We start from the raw sequence: 16,692 nt of genomic DNA, 5'->3' as shown, positions 1-16,692 counted from the left end.
CTTGCGTCCAGCTACACTGGGGCATGCGTGAATTCAAGGTCATGGTCGTTGGTGCTTATGGCTTCTTCGGCAGTCGCCTGGTTGCCAGCCTGGCCAGGCAAAGCGGTCTGCACATCGTGGTGGCAGGGCGCTCGGCTTCTGCGGCGCATGCGCTGCTTGAAGGTCTGGCCCGGGATGCCCGCGCAAGCCTGAGCCATGCGGTGCTGGACGTGATGGCTCCGGGGCTGCAAGAACGGCTCAAGGCCCTGGCGGTGGATGCGCTCATTCACACCTCGGGCCCGTTTCAGGGGCAGGACTACCGCGTGGCCCTGGCCTGTGCCCAGGTCGGCGTGCACTATGTGGATCTGGCCGATGGACGTGAGTTTGTCTGCGGCATAGACCAGCTCGAGCCGCAGGCCAAAGCTGCCGGCGTGCTGCTGCTCAGTGGTGCCAGCTCGGTGCCGGCGCTGTCCTCGGCGGTGGTGGATGCGCTGGCTAGGAGCATGGCTCGCGTCGACCATATCGACATCGGCATCAGCCCGGGCAATCGAACGGACAGAGGCCTGTCCACCGTCGCTGCCATCCTCAGCTATTGCGGCAAGCCACTGCCCGGTGCGGGCCAGCAGGCCGTGATCGGCTGGCTGCGCAGCTATGCACATGACTATCCGGCTCCCGTGGGGCGGCGGCTGCTGTCGGCCTGCGATGTGCCCGATCTTGCATTGCTGCCGCGTCGTTATCAGAACTGTTCTGTCAGATTTGGCGCGGGGCTTGAGTTGCCGCTTCTGCACCGAGGCATGAACGCCATGGCCTGTCTGGCGCACCAAGGGCTGGTGCGCGACTGGTCCATCCATGCGAGCACGCTCAAGCGCATGGCGGACTGGTTCAAGAAGCGGGGCAGTGATGTGGGTGCCATGCATGTCACCGTCAGTGGGCTGGATGCACAGGGGCAAGCCAGCCAGCGTAGCTGGGTGCTGACGGCGGGCTCCGGCGACGGGCCCTATGTTCCCACGCTGGCAGCCAGTGCACTGGTGCGCAAGCTGGCAGCAGGTGCTGCGCTGGCGCCTGGTGCCCGGCCCTGCATGGGGCTGCTGACGCTTCAGGACTTCATGGCCGAGGCTCGGGGGCTGGACATCCGGATGCAGGAGCTGGCCCCATGACGCAGAGCGCTTCCTTGTTTCAGCAGGCCATGGGTGAAGAGTTCGGCAGGCTCGATGCCGTGCTGCAGCGCTTTCACCGCCTGCAGGGCGAGCATGAGTTGGAGGGCAGGGTGCAGACCGGCGCGCCCCGGACGCTGCTGGCCAGGTTGCTGGGCCTGGCCCTGGGTACGCCGCGCACGGCCGTTGAGGGGGAGATTCATTTCGAGCTGCAGGCCAGTCCGGACGCCGAGACCTGGACTCGCATCTTCCCCGAGCAGGTCATGCGCTCCAGCATGCATTTGCACCAAGGCGGCCTGGTCGAGCGTCTCGGGCCAGCGCGGCTGTGCTTTGCCCTGCGGGCGGTGGATGGACGGCTGCACATGCGACTGCAGCGCCTGTATTTTCTGGGCATCCCTTGTCCGGGCTGGCTGGCGCCGCGCATCGTGGCCGAGGAAACCGGGGTCGGGCAGCGCTTGCAGTTTCATATCGAGGCGGCAGTCCCGCTGATTGGCGTAGTGGCCAGTTACCGAGGCCACCTGCGGCTGCCCGAGGAGAAAAAATGATTGTGGTCTTCGATGCGCAATGCCTGCTGTGCAACGGCTGGGTGCAGTTTCTGCTCAAGCACGACAAGCATGGCATTTTTCAGTTCGCCGCCATCCAGGGAGAGGCAGGCGGCAAGCTGCTGGCCGATGCGGGCCTGCGCCTGGAAGGTCTGCAAACCCTGCTGCTGGTCGACGGCAAGTGTTCCTGGCAGCACACCGATGCCATCCTGCGCGTGCTGCACGCGCTGGGCTGGCCCTGGCGCCTGACAGCGCTGTTCCGACTGATACCCGCTGCATTGCGCGATGCGCTCTATCGCCTGATTGCCAGAAACCGCTACCGCTGGTTTGGCAAAAGCGAGCAATGCCTGATGCCGGACCCGGCCGTGGCAGCGCGCTTTCTTGATTGAAGTCCTGATGAAAAGTGCCTTGGCCCATCAAGTGCACTGCAGCCTGCCGGCAACACCGATGCTTGGCGGCCGGGCCGCTAATCATTAGAATCTGCGGCTTACCCATCCTTCCTGATGCTGCTGCTCGAAGGTGCGTTGCATCTCCCAGATTCGGAGATGCGCTGTTGCGTACCTGTTTTTCTCAGCATCATGCCCCATCTTTCCGGGAAGCTTTCCCGACTGCAAAAAGCTCTGTCACGTCAGGGCATCCAGGTCTCGTATCGGGACCACATCTATCAAATCCATAACGAGCAGGCGGCCGCCACTGTGTTGCTGCCTGACAGTCTGCCGCTGGAGCACAAGGCCGTCAGCCAGTTGCTGGAGTTTGCCTCGGTCGCCGACCCGCAGGGCCATGGCGCAGTCTGCAAAGCCTGTGCCACGCCGGACTTTCACCCCGGCAGCATTGCGCCAGTGGGGGCCGTGGTGGCGACATCGCCGGATTTCGTGATTCCTGCTGCCATCGGCACGGATATCAACTGCGGCATACGCCTGCTGAGCACGGGCCTGACCCAGGCGCAGGCCGAGCTGCACAGAACCACCATCGTCCAGCGTCTGACCCGGGTCATCTTGCAGAACGGGCGCGATGTACCCGTGCGCAGCGCAGGCTTCAAGGCATTGTTCGACGAGGGCCCGGATGCCTTTATTGAACACTTGCCTGATGCTGGCCTGTGGCAGGGCGTGAATCGCGATCGCCTGCAGGCCGAGCTGGCCGGCTGCGTGGGACTGCAAGGCTTTGCGGGCCGCAGTCGTTACGCGCCCGAAGCCCTGCTGCAGGCGCGTGAGCTGTTGCGCCCGCCGTCTGCCGCCGACCTGGGCAGCGGCAATCATTTTCTGGAGTTCTGCGTGGTCGATGAGATTTTCGATCGCCACGCCGCTTATGCGGCAGGGCTCAAGAAGGGTGATGTCACGGTGATGATCCATACCGGCTCGCGCGATGTCGGCTTTTATGTCGGCCGCCGCTGGATGGATCTGGCCAGGCAGCAATGGCCGCAAGGCATCAAGCACCCGCGGCACGGCCTGTATGGTCTGAGCGGTGCGCTGGCCCAGGATTACCTGCAGGCCATGGGCGTGGCCGCGCGCTATGCATGGTTCAACCGCATGGCGCTGGCCGAGCTGGTGCGCAAAGAACTGGAGGACATTGCCGCGCCCGATGCATCGCGCCTGATTGTGGATGTGCCGCACAACGTGGTGATGACCGAAGGCGAGTTCAATGTGCACCGCAAGGGCTCGACCCCGGCGCACGACGGCCAGTGGGCGCTGATTCCGGGCTCCATGGGCGACTACTCCTTCCTTGTCAAGGGCCTGGGCCATGAAGACTGGCTGCAATCGTGCAGCCACGGCGCAGGTCGGCAGGTGCGCAGACAGGACACACGCCGCATGAAGCAGCCGCTGATCGAGTCCATGTGGCAGTGCATCACGCTGCGCGAGGAGCGCTTGATCGAGGAGGCTCCAAGTGCCTACAAACCCGTGGGACCGGTGCTGCAGGCGCAGGAGGAGGCGGGGCTGATCCGGGCGAGCCTGAAATTGAAGCCTTGGCTGACTTTCAAGGCCTGAAAACGCCATGGCTGTCGGCGCTTGATGAACGAATGCCGGCAGTCATGGCTTCCCGGCGGCCAGGCAAATCGCTCTCTGTGCAGGCTTGGATACGCCCTGGACTGCTTTGGCGGATCGTCACGGAAAATCCGGTAGTACTCCTCGCAATGAGAGGCTTTGCGCTAATTTTTTGATGGCAGGCTGTCGCTTCCGAGGCTCAATGCCTCGCGATGCAGGATTTCATCCACCAGTGCCTTGAACTGGCGCGTCAGCAACTGGCGCACCACCGCTTTTCCGAGCAGCGGGGGGATGGTGAACGCAGGAACCAGGCGGGCGCTATAGCTCAGGCGTACACGGCCGTCCGCCAGGGTTTCCAGGGTATAGCTGCCGTCCATCTGCTTGAGATTGCCGCCTACCGCATGGGCGATGATGCGCTGATGCGGCCATTCGTTCACGGCCAGCCTGATTTCGATGGCCTGGCGAAAGAACAGGAATCCCAGACTGCCTTTCTGCTCCACCACCACCTGGTTGCCGTTGCGTTGCAGCACGCGAGAGCTTTGCATTCCAGGCACGAATTCGGCCAGATGCTCGTAGTCGGAAATCACGCTCCAGGCAGTGGCCGGCCTGACCTGCATGATGGCCGAGGCGTTTACCAGCACGGCTTCATCCTGCTCGGCGGTCTCGATCTGCAGCTGCTGTGCCGACACCAGCGGGCCGCAGCAGATCAGCAGCAGCGCTGCGCTCGGGGCACGCCAACTCCCTGGTCTCATGATCCGGATTCCCGCTTCATTGGGCCGGCGAGCACTTCGAAGCTCAGATCGAGCCTATCCCGGACCTGGATGGCGCCGCCCAGGATGGACAAAGGCGTGATGCCGAAGTCTGATTGATCGATGCTCAACGCTCCGCTGATACGGATAGCACCTTGCTCCTTCACGATCCGGGCCGGAACGCTCAGGCTGCGCGTGACTCCGTGGACGGTGAGTTCCACGACCAGCACGACCTCGCCGTCCGCATTCGGGGTGGTGCGCACCTGAACGCGTGCAAACGGATGGAGCTGGGTCTGCAGCACCCTGCTCAGCATATTGGCGCGGGTCCCCTCGATATCGGCGGCGCTGGGCTGGGTGTCCAGGCCCGCAGCGGCACGCAGAGCGGGTTCGTCGACCGAGAGACTGTCCAGCGCCACATACAGGTCGGCCCGGCCCAACCGGGGCGCCACATAGCCTTGCAGCTGCCGGCTGGCAATCACATGATCGTGCCCCAGGCTGGCCAGGGCGCCAGCGCGACGCACAGTGATGGAGACCAGTGAACGCGAGGTGTCTACCTTCAGTACCTGCTGACCGCTGGCTGCGGCCTGCTCGTAGAAGGCTGCAGGAAAGTCGGCAGGCCTTGCCTGCGGGCTGGTGGGCGGCACGGCTTCCAGCCCCGGTTGGGAGCATCCCGCAATCAGGGTCACAAGGGCCATCAGAACCATCAGGACCGCAATCTGCGGTTTGACGGCCTTCATGGCAGCTCGCGCAGCCGGGCGCGAAATTTCACTTTCACCTCGTCGCCCACGGCGTCGCTGCTCTGCCACTGTCCTGTGCCTATGCCGAAGAGGGTGCGGCGGGTAAGGAATTCGCCCTCGATCAGGCGCTGCTCGGGCTTCCAGCTGAACGGCAGCGCAAGCGGCTGCCGAACGCCTTTCAGCAGCAGCGTGCCGCGTGCCAGATGACGGTCAGTGCCCGGCGTGCCGAGGATTTCGCGGGTATCGAAGACCGCCTCTGGATAGCGGGCAAAGTCAAACCAGTCCATGCCGGCGATGGCCTGGTTGATGTCCTTGCTGTTCATATCGGCGCTGCTGACACGAATGCGGACGTTGAGGTGTCTGTCGGCAGCTTGCTGCGGGTCGAAATCAAAGCGAATGCTGAAGTCCTTGAATACCCCCGTCACCGGCGTCTTCTCGAAGGTGGCAGTGAACTCCAGCCGGTTATCGGGCCCTGGCTCGAGTTGCCAGGTGGCAGCATGAGCCGCTGTGGCGCAGAACGCCGCGAGCACGGCGAGGCAGCAAACGGTTTTTCGCATCTCGATAGGCCTCCGGCAAGCAGCGCTTTGCCGGTTCGGCCGCTGCTCTGCGAGGGATGATGCGCCATTCCGGCGCCTATTGCACAGATTGAAGCCAACGAGTTACCGCCTGTTGCCGCTGGCTTCAGGCCTTTTTCTCGCGCGGCACGCGACCCATGAGGTAGAACTCCGGATTGGGCAGCATGCCCGCAAAACTGGCCATGCGGTTGGACAGGCCGAAGAAGGCGGTGATGGCCGCGATGTCCCAGATATCCTCGTCGTCAAAGCCGTGGGGATAGAGCGCTTCGTGATCGGCATCGTCGATATCCTGGCTGTGCAGGCAGACCTTCATGGCAAAGTCCAGCATCGCCCGTTCGCGAGGACTGATATCGGCCTTGCGGTAGTTGACGGCTATCTGATCGGCAATCAGCGGCTTTTTCTCGTGAATGCGCAAGATGGCTCCATGGGCCACCACGCAGAACAGGCACTGGTTGGCGGCACTGGTGGCGGTGACGATCATCTCGCGCTCGCCCTTGCTCAGGCTGCCTTCCTCCTTGAGCATCAGCGCATCGTGGTAGGCAAAAAAGGCCCGCCACTCTGCCGGGCGGCGTGCAAAGGCCAGAAACACGTTGGGGATGAAGCCGGTTTTTTCCTGCACTTCGGCAATGCGCTGCCTGATGTCTTCCGGCAGGCTGTTCAGATCGGGGAAGGGGTAGCGATTCTTCATGGTGCTGGTCTCCTCTGGCTTTTTCACTGATACCGACCAAGCATGGCATGGGTGAGCGCTCCAAAGCTGTCGTTTACGTTGCATATACTGCTATTGAGCACCTTTTTGGTTTGAAGCCCTTTCATATCAATTACCTGCAGCTATCAAAATTGAATTTGCCGTGTGGTGCTGGCGCCGATCAGCAACCCACCCAGGCCCATGAGCACAAGGCCCAGACTGCGGTCCACCCAGGGGCGTACAGCCTGCATCCTGAGTTGCAGCACCGGGGTGGAGAAAAAGCAGGCGACCAGCGCAAACCACAGCACATGGGTCAGTGCGATGAAGAGTCCGTAGGCCAACTGGCTGGTCATGGGCACGGCAGGGCCGGCGACCTGCATGAACAGACTGATGATAAAGAGCGCGGTCTTGGGGTTGAGTGCATTGGTCAGAAAACCCAGGGCAAAAAGCGAGAAGCCGGCAGCATGGCCGGTTGCAGCACCGCGGGCAGGCTTTGACGAACCCACGCTTGCACGGCTGGCGCCGCGCCATAGACAAATTCCCAGCCAGACCAGATAGGCTGCACCCGCATATCTGAGCAGGTCGAACAGCCAGGGCAGGCGCTGCAGGACCAGGCCCAGTCCCAGCAGGGTATAGGCGACATGGATCAGCACACCGCTGCCAATGCCCAGCGCCACCCAGAGACCTGCACGGCGCGATTCCATCAGGCTGGTGCGGGTGACCAGGGCGAAGTCGGCGCCGGGACTGATGACGGCAAGAGAGGTGACAAGAATCACGGTAGGCCAGGCGTTCATGCTATGTGTTTGGTTGAGTTTTAATTGCTGTTTGTTTGATGGCTGTGCTGCGGGAAAATGGCATCCAGCGCTCTATGGGCCTGAACTCTAGGGCGGTTATAGCTTTTTGAATAACGATGATTTCTCAAGAAAATAGTGAATCTGGATCACAGATAACCGCGGTCAGTCCTCAGCGCATGCCGTCGCTGGTGGCCTTGCGCTGCTTTGAAGCCGCAGCACGGCTGGAGAGTTTCAGCCGCGCTGCCGACGAGCTGCACCTGACCCATGGCGCCATCAGCCGTGCGGTGCGCGCGGTGGAGCAGGAGCTGGGGGCGCCGCTGTTCGAGCGCCGCAATCGCCGCGTGTTTCTCAATGCCGCAGGCCGCTTGTTGTTCGATGGCGTGCATGTCGGGCTGGCGCAGATGGCGCGCGCGGCAGAAGCGGTGCGCCGGCAGGTGGCCGACAGGCCTTTGCTGCTGTCCTGCGAACCCACGCTGCTCATGCGCTGGCTGATTCCGCGCTGGGGCGACTTTCAGGCTCGCTACCCGCAGCACATCGTGCATCTGGTCGCAGGCGGCGGTACCGTCGAATGGGCGCGCGGCATCGATCTGGCCATACGCCGTAACGACTTCGACTGGGGGCGCAACGTCCATGTACAGCCCTTGTGCGCAGAGCGCATGGGGCCGGTCTGCCAGCCGGACCGGCTGGAGCAGTTCTTTGCCTCGAAGGCGGATGGCAGCCTGGAGCTGCGGGGCGGGGCGGCGCTGTTGCACAGCAGGACGCGACCCGGAGCCTGGGCGGATTGGTGTCAATCTGTGTCTCTTCAGCTCCCGATGCAGCTGGGGCAAGCACAAGCAGCCGGCGCTCTGGTGCTTGAGCATTTCTACCTGAGCCTGCAGGCCGCCGCAGCGGGTCTGGGCGTGGCCATGGGTCCGCAGTTGCTGGTGCAGGACGATATAGCCGCCGGACGGCTGGTGGCGCCGCTGGGCTTTGTGCCGGACGGCTCGCAATACTGTCTGCTGGCCCCGCAAGGCTGGGTTGCCGGCTCGGTGCAGCAGCTTCTGGCTGACTGGATAGCGCAGCAGATGAAGAACTGAACGCAGGCCTGCGGGTGCATAGGGTTCCACGCCCCGGCATGCTCGCTTCTTGCCTGACAATGCGCTCTGTTGAAAAGCAATGGATACGCGATGAGCAACGACGCACAAACCACCGACTGGGCCGCCTGGAGCCGTGAGGCCGTCGAAATGATGCAGGCCCGCAATGCTGAATGGCCTCGGCAGTTCGGCCTGGAGGGCAGCCCCAAGTACCGCTGGGATCTCGAACGTGCGCTGCTGGCACTGGAAGCTCCGCTGCATGAGGTGGTTGCCACGGTCTGCCTGGTGGGCACCAGCAGCGAGCAGGACGGCAGCTTTGTCTGGAGTTGGGCTAATGAAGCCATTCCCAGACAGCATGGCGAAGCGCTGGAGGTCGTGCATGACTTCGGTCGCCAGAACCAGCTGGCACTGCTGACCACGGCCAGGATTCCCGGCGGCCGTCCTGAGGCCATGGAGTGCCTGTGCATTGCCGCCCGCCTGCAGCGCGCCGTGGGCACCTTCATCGACCAGCAGGGCGATGTGACCCTGTATTTCACCTTGCTGCACCTGCAGGTGGCGGCCGAGCAGCAGTCTGCCAATTGAGAGCTGCAGAAAAGATTGTTGACAGAAGGCGAGCGGGATCGCCTCTAGACTGGCGCTCCGAAAAATCAGAAAAAGGTCCAACCCATGAAAACCATGCTTGCGCTGGCTGCGACCCTATGGGTGCTCAGCGGCTGCGCGGTCTATGACGGCCGCGGCGGGTATTACGACGATGGCTACAAAAAGCCCCATCCCCATGGCTGCCCTCCGGGCCAGGCCAAAAAAGGCAATTGCTGATAAGGCTGCTGAAGAAACCCGCTCAGGCGGGTTTTTTGCTTCCTATAGCTCGTCGGGCTTGAGCCATCCAATGCGGCCCTGGCCGCTTTCATTGAGGGTGCTGACAAACTGGGCGGCATCGGCCTCGGGCATCTGCAGCGTGAAGCGCACCAGAGAACCATGATCGACCTCCAGCAACTCCGCGCCTGCCGTGTCGGCCATGCGCCGCACCAGACCTTCCAGCGGATAGGGGACCGTGCACCGCAAGGTCTGCATGCGTTGGATGGCGACTTTTTCGGCCTGCAGCAAGGCCTGTGCCACGGCATCGGTATAAGCGCGCACCAGTCCGCCGGCGCCGAGCTTGACGCCGCCAAAATAGCGCACCACGGTGGCCAGCACGCCTTCCAGGTCCTGATGGCGCAGCACATCCAGCATGGGGCGGCCTGCCGTGCCGCTGGGCTCGCCGTCATCCACGGCGGCCGATTGACCGCCTGCCAGCAGGGCCCAGCAGACATGGGCCGCGCCCGGATGCTCGCGCCAGAGTGCATCCACCACGGCCTGTGCGCTGGCCCGGTCCGTCATCGGCTGCACGCAGCCGATGAAGCGGCTTTTCTTGATGATGAGTTCGCTGGAGACGGGTGCACGAAGGGTCTGAGGCATAGCGGCGGCAGCATAACCGCAAAGTCGGGGCCGAGCAGCATGGCACGATGATGGCAGTTGTGACATATCCATGACACGACGACGCGGCCTGTGGGGATTGCTCGACAGTGTCCTTAAGCCAATTCCTACAGGAGCGGCCCGCTTCGAGGCTTAAGCTTCGAGCAAAGGAGGCCATCATGAACCATCCGCACCCAGAGTCACTGAGCGAACATACTTTTGGCCGTGAACACTTCACGCCGCCTCCGCTGGCCCAGGAACTGGCAGAGCCTCAGGCCCTGCAGGCTGCGGCTGCCGAAGACGAATGGGAGCTGCTGCAGCGCATACGCAATGTGGGCGAGTGGTAGGGCGCCAGAGCCCGACCGCATTTTCTGCCTCAATTTCCGCCACAAGCCAGGCCGGCCGCTCCTGAAAGGGACAGCCGGTTTTTCCTGTCCGCAGCCGCGCTGCAGCGGCGAGAATCGCGGTCTATGAATGCCTGCTGCGCGCCGTTTCCCGATTCCTCGCACTGGATGCTGCTGCCGGCTGCCGCGCAGGCAGCGCAGTTGCCCGTGGCTCTGGCCGATGTGACGGCCATGATGGAAAGGGTGGGGCGCAACAGCAGCGATGCCGTGGCCGGGCAGATCCTGCAACTGCTGGGGAGCCATGTGCCGCTGGCGCAGTGCACGATCTTCTCCTTCCAGGGCATGGCCAGGCCGCGCGTGGTGGGCATGGGCGACAGGGCGCGCACGGGGGCACTGCCCATGATTTCCCAGGATTACAGCGAACGCTTCTATCCGCTCGACGGTTCGCAGCGCGTGATGCAGGCCGAGCTGGCACGCCTTGCCAAGGACCCGCATGCCAAGCCGCGCGTCTGGCTGCATCGCCAGGGTCCGCGCGATGTGCAGCATCCCGAATACCGTCATGTCTGCTATGAGCTGCCGCGCATCGCCGAGCGGCTGTCGCTGCTGATGCTGCAGGAAAACGCGCGCTGGCTCTCCGTGAACCTGTACCGCGGCGAGGAGCATGGCAGCTTCGACGCCTCAGCCATTGCCCGGATCGAGGCTTTCGCGCCCCTGGTCATGCAGGCCATGCGTCTGCACTACGCAGGGCAGACGCTGCAGGACGATCTGGTCGGGCTGGTGCTGGCGCGACTGGCAAGGCGCTTCGAGCAACTGACGCCGCGCGACCTCGATGTGGTGCGGGCGCTGGCCCAGGGCCTGGATGCCGATGCGCTGGCGCAGCGTCTGGGCATTACCGTCAGCAGCGCGCGCACCTATGTCAAGCGCGTCTGCGCCAAGCTGGGCGTGCAGGGGCAGCGCGAGCTTTTTGCGTTGCTGATGGAGCCTGCCGAAGCTGTCGATGGTCAACTTTGATAGCTGCCATCGATTGATGGAAAAGGGATGAAGGCTGATTCCATTGAAATTTGACTTGGAATAGATGTTGTCTCCATCTGGTGACATCGGCGGTGGGCTGCTTTTCTACACTGCATTGCAAACCAGACCGCAAAGGGGATGAACGCGCACCGGTTTGACCACAACAGCGCCCCCAGGAGACAAGAACATGCACCAGCCATTTGCCGAGCCACGCTGCTCCATCTACTACCAGTACCAGGTGCACCAGCCCTGGCTCGCCTCCCGGCATCCGGGCGAGCAAAACCACCCCATCGTCATCGTCGGCACCGGCCCAGTGGGCCTGACCACAGCGCTGGAGATTGCCCGCCACGGCCAGCGCTGCGTGGTGCTGGAGTCCGAGTTGCAGGTGTCCGAAGGCAGTCGTGCCATCGTGTTCACGCGCCGCTCCATGGAAATCCTGCAACAGGTGGGCGTGGCCCAGCGCGTGACGGAGACCGGACTGCCCTGGTGCTACGGCAACAGCATCTATCGCGGCCAGCGCGTGTTTCGCATGGAGAACGCGCGTGCCGACGACGACCGCTTCTTTCCCATGATCAATCTGCAGCAGCAGTACCTGGAGGAATACCTGGTCGATGCAGCGCAGGCCAACCCGCTGATCGAGCTGCGCTGGGGCAATCGCGTGAGCAAGGTCGAGCAAAAGGGCGAGCAGGCCTGGGTGGAAGTGGATACCCCTGAAGGCAGCTATGAGCTGCGGGCCGACTGGCTGGTGGCCTGCGACGGCGCCCGCTCCGGGATTCGCACGGCCATGAGTCTGCTGATGGAGGGCGCCTCCTACGAGGGCCGCTTCGTGATCGCCGACATTCGCATCGACCTGCCCCTGCCCACCGAGCGCCTCGCATTCTTCGATCCCTCATGGAACCCGGGCAACACCATCCTCATGCACCGCGAGCCGCATGGCATCTGGCGTGTGGACTACCAGCTGCCTGCTGGCGAAGATCCCGAGGATGCGCTCAGGCCCGAGTCGCTGAAGGCGCGCATCGATGCGCAGCTGGAGATGATCGGCTTTGGCGGCACGCCCTGGGAGATGGACTGGAGCTCCGTCTACTCGGCCCGCGCGCTGACCCTGCCCGACTATGTGCATGGCCGCGTGATCTTTGCGGGCGACGCCGCCCATATGCTGCCCATCTTCGGCGTGCGCGGCGCCAACACCGGTTTTCAGGATGCCCAGGGCCTGGGCTGGCGTCTGGCACTCGTCGCCAAGGGGGCGGCCAGCGCCGCGCTGCTGCAAAGCTACAGTAGCGAGCGCGTGGGTGCGGCCCGCGAGATTGTGGAGGAGGCCGGCAAGAGCACGCGTTTCATGGCACCGCCGAGCCGAGGCTTCAGACTGCTGCGCGATGCCGTGCTGTCCCTGTCGCTGAGCCAGCCCTTTGTCGGCCCGCTCTACCACTGGCGCACCTCGCGCCCGCATGAGTACGGCGGCTCGCCGCTCAACAGCATGGGCGACGACAATCTGCTGTTCAAGGCCGGCCCCGCCCACGGCGCGCCGCCTCTGAACGTACGCTTTGCGCCGGACAGCTATCTGCTCGACCATCTGGGTGGCGGCTTCGATCTGCTGTATTTCACGAACGGCAAGGCGATACCTGCCGAACTGCAAGCGGTCGTGGCCGGGATCAGGGCTCGCGGCATCGGCGTGCGCCTGATTGCCGTCAGCAGCCAGGTCGCCAGCGCGATACAGGGTGCCGATCTGGTGCTCGACGACAGCGAAGGCCGTTGCCGCGCCCGCTATGGCGTGATGGCAGATGGCGCTGCCTATCTGCTGCGTCCCGATCAACATGTCTGTGCGCGCTGGATGGCGCTGGACGCCAATCGCCTGCAAGCGGCATTCAAGGCGGCCCTGCCCGCCTGAGGAGAGATGCAAATGAAACCCACCACCCTTGATATCGCCGGTCTGGAGACCGTGTACGACCAGCTGGCTGTCGCCATCGATGCCGTGGGCGCGGACAAGTCCGAGCTGCTGCTGGTCAAGCTGGCGCTGCTGGCCGCCAATCGGCTGGGTGATGCCGGCCAGTTCGGCGAGTTGATTGCCGCAGCCCAGCGCGATCTGTAAGCCAGCGGCCTGTTTCCGATCCGATTGCAGCCCGCCAAGGACCGGCCCTGGCGGGCTGTTTGCACGGGACTCTTGAATGTCATAGCGAGAACGCTTTGTCTGGCAAAGGCTTTGCATGGATTTTCTCAAAGTCGATACGGCTTGATATCTGACAAGCCCGAGCTCCGGAATCGGGGCAGACTGCAAGGGTCGCCACTGCCGGAGGATGGGTTCATGAGATTGCGTTCCAGCACCTTGCTGCTAGCTGCCACCCTGAGTCTGTCCGGATGGAGCGCGGCTCCGGCCCTGGCCAGATCGGCTGCCGAATGGCTGGCCCTGACCGGCGCCGTCCAGATCGGCCTGACCCAGGCCGTCGAGAAAGCCCAGGCCGTCGTTTCCGGAAACGCGATAGACGCCGAGCTGGAAGAGGGCAAGAAAGGCGCCGCTCCTTATTACGCGGTCACCCTGGTGTCGCCGGCGAACGAGGAAATCAGGCTGCGTGTGAATGCCAGCACCGGCGATGCCGCCGTGGAGAAGAACAAGGGACGGGCCGAGGCCAAGCATGTCAAGCGTCTGGCCGATACCCGGATCACGCTGGCGCAGGCGGTCGATGCCGCCGTTGCCTCCTTGCCGGGCAAGCCGCTGGAGGCCCAGCTGGATTCGGACTGGGGCAGGACTAGCTACAAGGTCAAGTTGCTGCGGGCCGACCAGACGGTCATGAAGCTGCGGCTGGACCCGGTCACCGGTGCCGTCACGGGCCAGGAAAAGGATTGAGGCAGCGTGGCGGCGGGATTTTGATGCTATTAATAAGTGAGTATCTGGCGCTTGTCAATCAAAGGTTTAAGATGTTTTAAGCATTGAATTTCAATGGTCACAAGCGCTGGCTGCTATGAAGTTCAGAGTTTCAGCCCTTTTTTCGCAAGACCTTGCTCGTGCAAGGCCGAGGGCGGAAAAGTACACTGACGGGTTCTTTCTCCGCATAGGCCATGAGGCCATATAAAGCCCATCCACATGAACGCCCCGGTTGATGTTTCCTTTTTCCATCGCGATGCCAAGCCGCTGACCAGCTACAAGCCGTACTGGGCCAAGCGCTTCGGCCCGGCGCCGTTCCTGCCCATGAGTCGCGCGGAGATGGATCAGCTCGGCTGGGACAGCTGCGACATCATTCTGGTCACGGGCGATGCCTATGTGGATCACCCGAGCTTCGGCATGGCCGTCATCGGTCGCGTGCTGGAGGCGCAAGGCTTTCGCGTGGGCATCATCGCCCAGCCCGACTGGACCAGCGCCGAGGCCTTCAAGGCCCTGGGCAAGCCCAATCTGTTCTGGGGCGTGACGGCCGGCAACATGGACTCGATGATCAACCGTTACACGGCTGATCGCAAGATTCGCAGCGACGATGCCTACACCCCCGGCGATGTGGCCGGCAAGCGCCCCGATCGGGCGGCCATCGTTTACAGCCAGCGCTGCCGCGAAGCCTACAAGGATGTGCCCATCGTGCTGGGCGGCATCGAGGGTTCGCTGCGTCGCATTGCCCACTACGACTACTGGAGCGACAAGGTGCGTCGCTCCATCGTGGTGGACAGCAAATGCGACATCCTGCTCTACGGCAATGCCGAACGTGCCCTGGTCGAAGTGGCGCACCGCATCGCGGCGCGCGAGCCGGTGGAGCAGATCACCGATGTGCGCGGTACTTCGTTCTTTCGCCGTGCTTCGGAGGAAGGCTGGTTCGAAGTCGACTCCACTACGGTGGACGAGCCCGGCGAAGTCGAGCCCCATATCAACCCCTATATGACGACCAGCGAGCAGGCCGAGGCCCAGGGCCAGAGCTGCTCCAAGGAAGATGCCGCGAAATCTGAAGCGGACGGCCCCAATGACGGCGCATCGGTAGCCAAGGTCCAGCCCATCCAGTTCGTGCCCAATCTTTCGCTGCGCAGCAAGTCCAAGCTGCCCCCGCGCGAGCGCACTGTGCTGCGTCTGCCCAGCTACGAAGAGGTCAAGAGCGATCCGGTTCTGTACGCCCACGCCAATCGCGTTCTGCATCTGGAGACCAACCCCGGCAATGCCCGTGCGCTGGTCCAGGCCCATGGCGAGGGAGCCACGGCGCGCGATGTGTGGATGAACCCGCCGCCCATTCCTCTGACCACGGCCGAGATGGACTGGGTTTTCGGTCTTCCCTATGCCCGCAGCCCGCATCCTGTCTATGCCGACGAAAGCGGCAGCCACGAGGGCGCAACCAAGATTCCGGCCTGGGAGATGATTCGCACTTCGGTGAACATCATGCGCGGCTGCTTCGGTGGCTGCACCTTCTGCTCCATCACCGAGCACGAGGGCCGCATCATCCAGAGCCGCTCGGAAGATTCCATCATCCAGGAGCTCGAGGAGATCCGCGACAAGGTCAAGGGCTTTACCGGCACCATCTCCGACCTGGGCGGGCCCACGGCCAATATGTATCGCCTGGGCTGCAAGAGTCCGCAGATCGAGGCCGCCTGCCGCAAGCCCAGCTGCGTCTTCCCCGGCATTTGCCAGAACCTGCATACCGACCACGGGCCGCTGATCAAGATCTACCGCCGCGCGCGCAAGCTGCCCGGCATCAAGAAGATCCTGATCGGCTCGGGTCTGCGCTACGACCTGGCCGTGAAGTCGCCCGAGTACGTCAAGGAACTGGTCCAGCACCATGTGGGCGGCTATCTGAAGATCGCCCCCGAGCACACCGAGCAAGGCCCGCTGACCAAGATGATGAAGCCGGGCATCGGCAGCTATGACAAGTTCAAGCAGCTGTTCGAGAAGTTCAGCGAAGAGGCCGGCAAGAAGCAGTTCCTGATTCCCTATTTCATCGCCGCCCACCCGGGCACCAGCGATGAAGACATGATGAATCTGGCCATCTGGCTCAAGAAGAACGGCTTCCGCGCCGACCAGGTGCAGACCTTCTATCCCAGCCCCATGGCCACGGCTACGGCCATGTACCACAGCGGTCGCAATACGCTGACCAAGGTGCGCCGGCAGATGCGCGACGAGGACGAGGAGCGCGTGGACATCGTGCGCGGTGAAAAGCGCCGCCGTCTGCACAAGGCTTTTCTGCGCTATCACGACCCCAACAACTGGCCGCTGCTGCGCGAGGCGCTCAAGACCATGGGTCGTGCTGATCTGATCGGCAACGGCAAGCAGCATCTGATTCCGACCTTCCAGCCTCTGGTCGACGGCAGCTATCAGAGTGCTCGCAAGAAGAACAGCACCTCGTCCAAGAGCGGTGGCGGCATCGGCTACACCACCAACAAGGATGGCAAGGCCGTGGCCGTGCGTCGTCGCCAGGATGATGCAGGCCTTGAGCCCAAGGGGGATGTGCGCTTTCGCAGCAGCCAGCCCCAACCCGGCAAGATGCTGACCCAGCACACAGGCCTGCCTCCGCGTGCCGGTGTGACGGGCAAGGCCCGGCCTGGAGCCAGGCCGGCGAAGTCTGCGGGTCAGGCTTCGCGCAAGCCTCGCTGATGGCAGCAGCCTGAGTGCCGCCTAAAAAGGAAAACGACGCCTCAGGCGTCGTTTTTTTATTGCTGGC

At 63.3% G+C, this 16,692-nt stretch carries 19 protein-coding genes; 13 read left to right on the top strand and 6 right to left on the bottom strand.

The window, feature by feature from the left end; genetic code table 11:
* Positions 1 to 23: 23 nt before the first annotated feature.
* The 4 genes from O987_RS14800 (at position 24) to O987_RS14785 (ending at position 3,657) form a co-directional block, all read left to right on the top strand.
* Positions 24 to 1,136 carry a saccharopine dehydrogenase family protein gene (locus O987_RS14800; RefSeq protein ID WP_043373141.1) on the top strand — a complete coding sequence of 371 codons (1,113 nt, stop codon included), beginning with the start codon at positions 24 to 26 and terminating at the stop codon, positions 1,134 to 1,136.
* Entirely contained in the window at positions 1,133 to 1,678 is a 546-nt protein-coding gene (locus tag O987_RS14795; RefSeq protein WP_003054780.1) for a DUF4166 domain-containing protein, read from the top strand. Before O987_RS14800 ends, O987_RS14795 begins: the two co-directional genes overlap by 4 nt.
* Entirely contained in the window at positions 1,675 to 2,064 is a 390-nt protein-coding gene (locus tag O987_RS14790) for a thiol-disulfide oxidoreductase DCC family protein (RefSeq protein ID WP_003054782.1), read from the top strand. Before O987_RS14795 ends, O987_RS14790 begins: the two co-directional genes overlap by 4 nt.
* A gap of 114 nt (positions 2,065 to 2,178) precedes the next feature.
* The gene (locus tag O987_RS14785; protein WP_043373138.1) at positions 2,179 to 3,657 is read left to right on the top strand and encodes an RtcB family protein; all 1,479 of its coding nucleotides are present in this window, start codon (positions 2,179 to 2,181) and stop codon (positions 3,655 to 3,657) included.
* Positions 3,658 to 3,818: 161 nt separating this feature from the next.
* On the opposite strand, the gene O987_RS14780 is transcribed toward O987_RS14785, so the two are convergent.
* The 5 genes from O987_RS14780 to O987_RS14760 form a co-directional block, all read right to left on the bottom strand.
* Complete coding sequence (locus O987_RS14780; protein ID WP_043373136.1) at positions 3,819 to 4,406, bottom strand: SRPBCC family protein; 588 nt, start codon at positions 4,404 to 4,406, stop codon at positions 3,819 to 3,821.
* Positions 4,403 to 5,140 (bottom strand): YceI family protein, encoded by a 738-nt coding sequence (locus O987_RS14775; RefSeq protein WP_043373134.1) that lies wholly within the window; start codon positions 5,138 to 5,140, stop codon positions 4,403 to 4,405. Before O987_RS14775 ends, O987_RS14780 begins: the two co-directional genes overlap by 4 nt.
* A complete protein-coding gene (locus tag O987_RS14770; RefSeq protein ID WP_043373132.1) occupies positions 5,137 to 5,697 on the bottom strand; it encodes a YceI family protein in 561 nt (186 codons plus the stop codon). Before O987_RS14770 ends, O987_RS14775 begins: the two co-directional genes overlap by 4 nt.
* Positions 5,698 to 5,821: 124 nt before the next feature.
* A complete protein-coding gene (locus O987_RS14765) occupies positions 5,822 to 6,403 on the bottom strand; it encodes a peroxidase-related enzyme (protein ID WP_043373130.1) in 582 nt (193 codons plus the stop codon).
* A 143-nt stretch (positions 6,404 to 6,546) separates the two neighbouring features.
* Positions 6,547 to 7,194 (bottom strand): LysE family translocator, encoded by a 648-nt coding sequence (locus O987_RS14760; RefSeq protein WP_043373127.1) that lies wholly within the window; start codon positions 7,192 to 7,194, stop codon positions 6,547 to 6,549.
* A 116-nt stretch (positions 7,195 to 7,310) separates the two neighbouring features.
* Between O987_RS14760 and O987_RS14755 the strand changes: the two genes are divergently transcribed.
* From O987_RS14755 to O987_RS29240, 3 genes are all read left to right on the top strand, one after another.
* Positions 7,311 to 8,270 carry a LysR substrate-binding domain-containing protein gene (locus O987_RS14755; RefSeq protein WP_419177844.1) on the top strand — a complete coding sequence of 320 codons (960 nt, stop codon included), beginning with the start codon at positions 7,311 to 7,313 and terminating at the stop codon, positions 8,268 to 8,270.
* A 90-nt stretch (positions 8,271 to 8,360) separates the two neighbouring features.
* Positions 8,361 to 8,849, top strand: coding sequence for a DUF6882 domain-containing protein (locus tag O987_RS14750; RefSeq protein ID WP_043373123.1), 489 nt, complete (start codon positions 8,361 to 8,363; stop codon positions 8,847 to 8,849).
* 84 nt (positions 8,850 to 8,933) lie between these two features.
* On the top strand, positions 8,934 to 9,083 hold the full coding sequence (locus O987_RS29240; protein ID WP_034366843.1) for a hypothetical protein: 150 nt from the start codon (positions 8,934 to 8,936) through the stop codon (positions 9,081 to 9,083).
* 42 nt (positions 9,084 to 9,125) lie between these two features.
* Here O987_RS29240 and O987_RS14740 read toward each other — a convergent pair whose 3' ends face one another.
* Positions 9,126 to 9,722 carry an IMPACT family protein gene (locus O987_RS14740; RefSeq protein WP_003054797.1) on the bottom strand — a complete coding sequence of 199 codons (597 nt, stop codon included), beginning with the start codon at positions 9,720 to 9,722 and terminating at the stop codon, positions 9,126 to 9,128.
* Positions 9,723 to 9,898: 176 nt separating this feature from the next.
* On the opposite strand from O987_RS14740, the gene O987_RS29235 reads away from it, so the two are divergent.
* The 6 genes from O987_RS29235 to O987_RS14715 all read left to right on the top strand — a co-directional run bounded on the left by O987_RS29235 (position 9,899) and on the right by O987_RS14715 (position 16,625).
* On the top strand, positions 9,899 to 10,066 hold the full coding sequence (locus tag O987_RS29235) for a hypothetical protein (protein WP_003054798.1): 168 nt from the start codon (positions 9,899 to 9,901) through the stop codon (positions 10,064 to 10,066).
* 123 nt (positions 10,067 to 10,189) lie between these two features.
* On the top strand, positions 10,190 to 11,074 hold the full coding sequence (locus O987_RS14735; RefSeq protein WP_043373120.1) for a helix-turn-helix transcriptional regulator: 885 nt from the start codon (positions 10,190 to 10,192) through the stop codon (positions 11,072 to 11,074).
* A 187-nt stretch (positions 11,075 to 11,261) separates the two neighbouring features.
* On the top strand, positions 11,262 to 12,959 hold the full coding sequence (locus O987_RS14730; protein WP_043373118.1) for an FAD-dependent monooxygenase: 1,698 nt from the start codon (positions 11,262 to 11,264) through the stop codon (positions 12,957 to 12,959).
* A gap of 12 nt (positions 12,960 to 12,971) precedes the next feature.
* Positions 12,972 to 13,160, top strand: a complete 189-nt coding sequence (locus tag O987_RS14725) for a hypothetical protein (RefSeq protein ID WP_003054801.1) — start codon at positions 12,972 to 12,974, stop codon at positions 13,158 to 13,160.
* Positions 13,161 to 13,373: 213 nt separating this feature from the next.
* Positions 13,374 to 13,913, top strand: coding sequence for a PepSY domain-containing protein (locus O987_RS14720; RefSeq protein WP_003054803.1), 540 nt, complete (start codon positions 13,374 to 13,376; stop codon positions 13,911 to 13,913).
* Between the two features lie 237 nt (positions 13,914 to 14,150).
* Complete coding sequence (locus O987_RS14715; RefSeq protein ID WP_003054805.1) at positions 14,151 to 16,625, top strand: YgiQ family radical SAM protein; 2,475 nt, start codon at positions 14,151 to 14,153, stop codon at positions 16,623 to 16,625.
* Positions 16,626 to 16,692 lie beyond the last annotated feature (67 nt).

Source organism: Comamonas testosteroni TK102 (assembly GCF_000739375.1).
Lineage (GTDB): Bacteria > Pseudomonadota > Gammaproteobacteria > Burkholderiales > Burkholderiaceae_C > Comamonas > Comamonas brasiliensis.
Note: the sequence above shows the minus strand (reverse complement) of the source record. Positions and strands in the feature narration are given on the sequence as shown.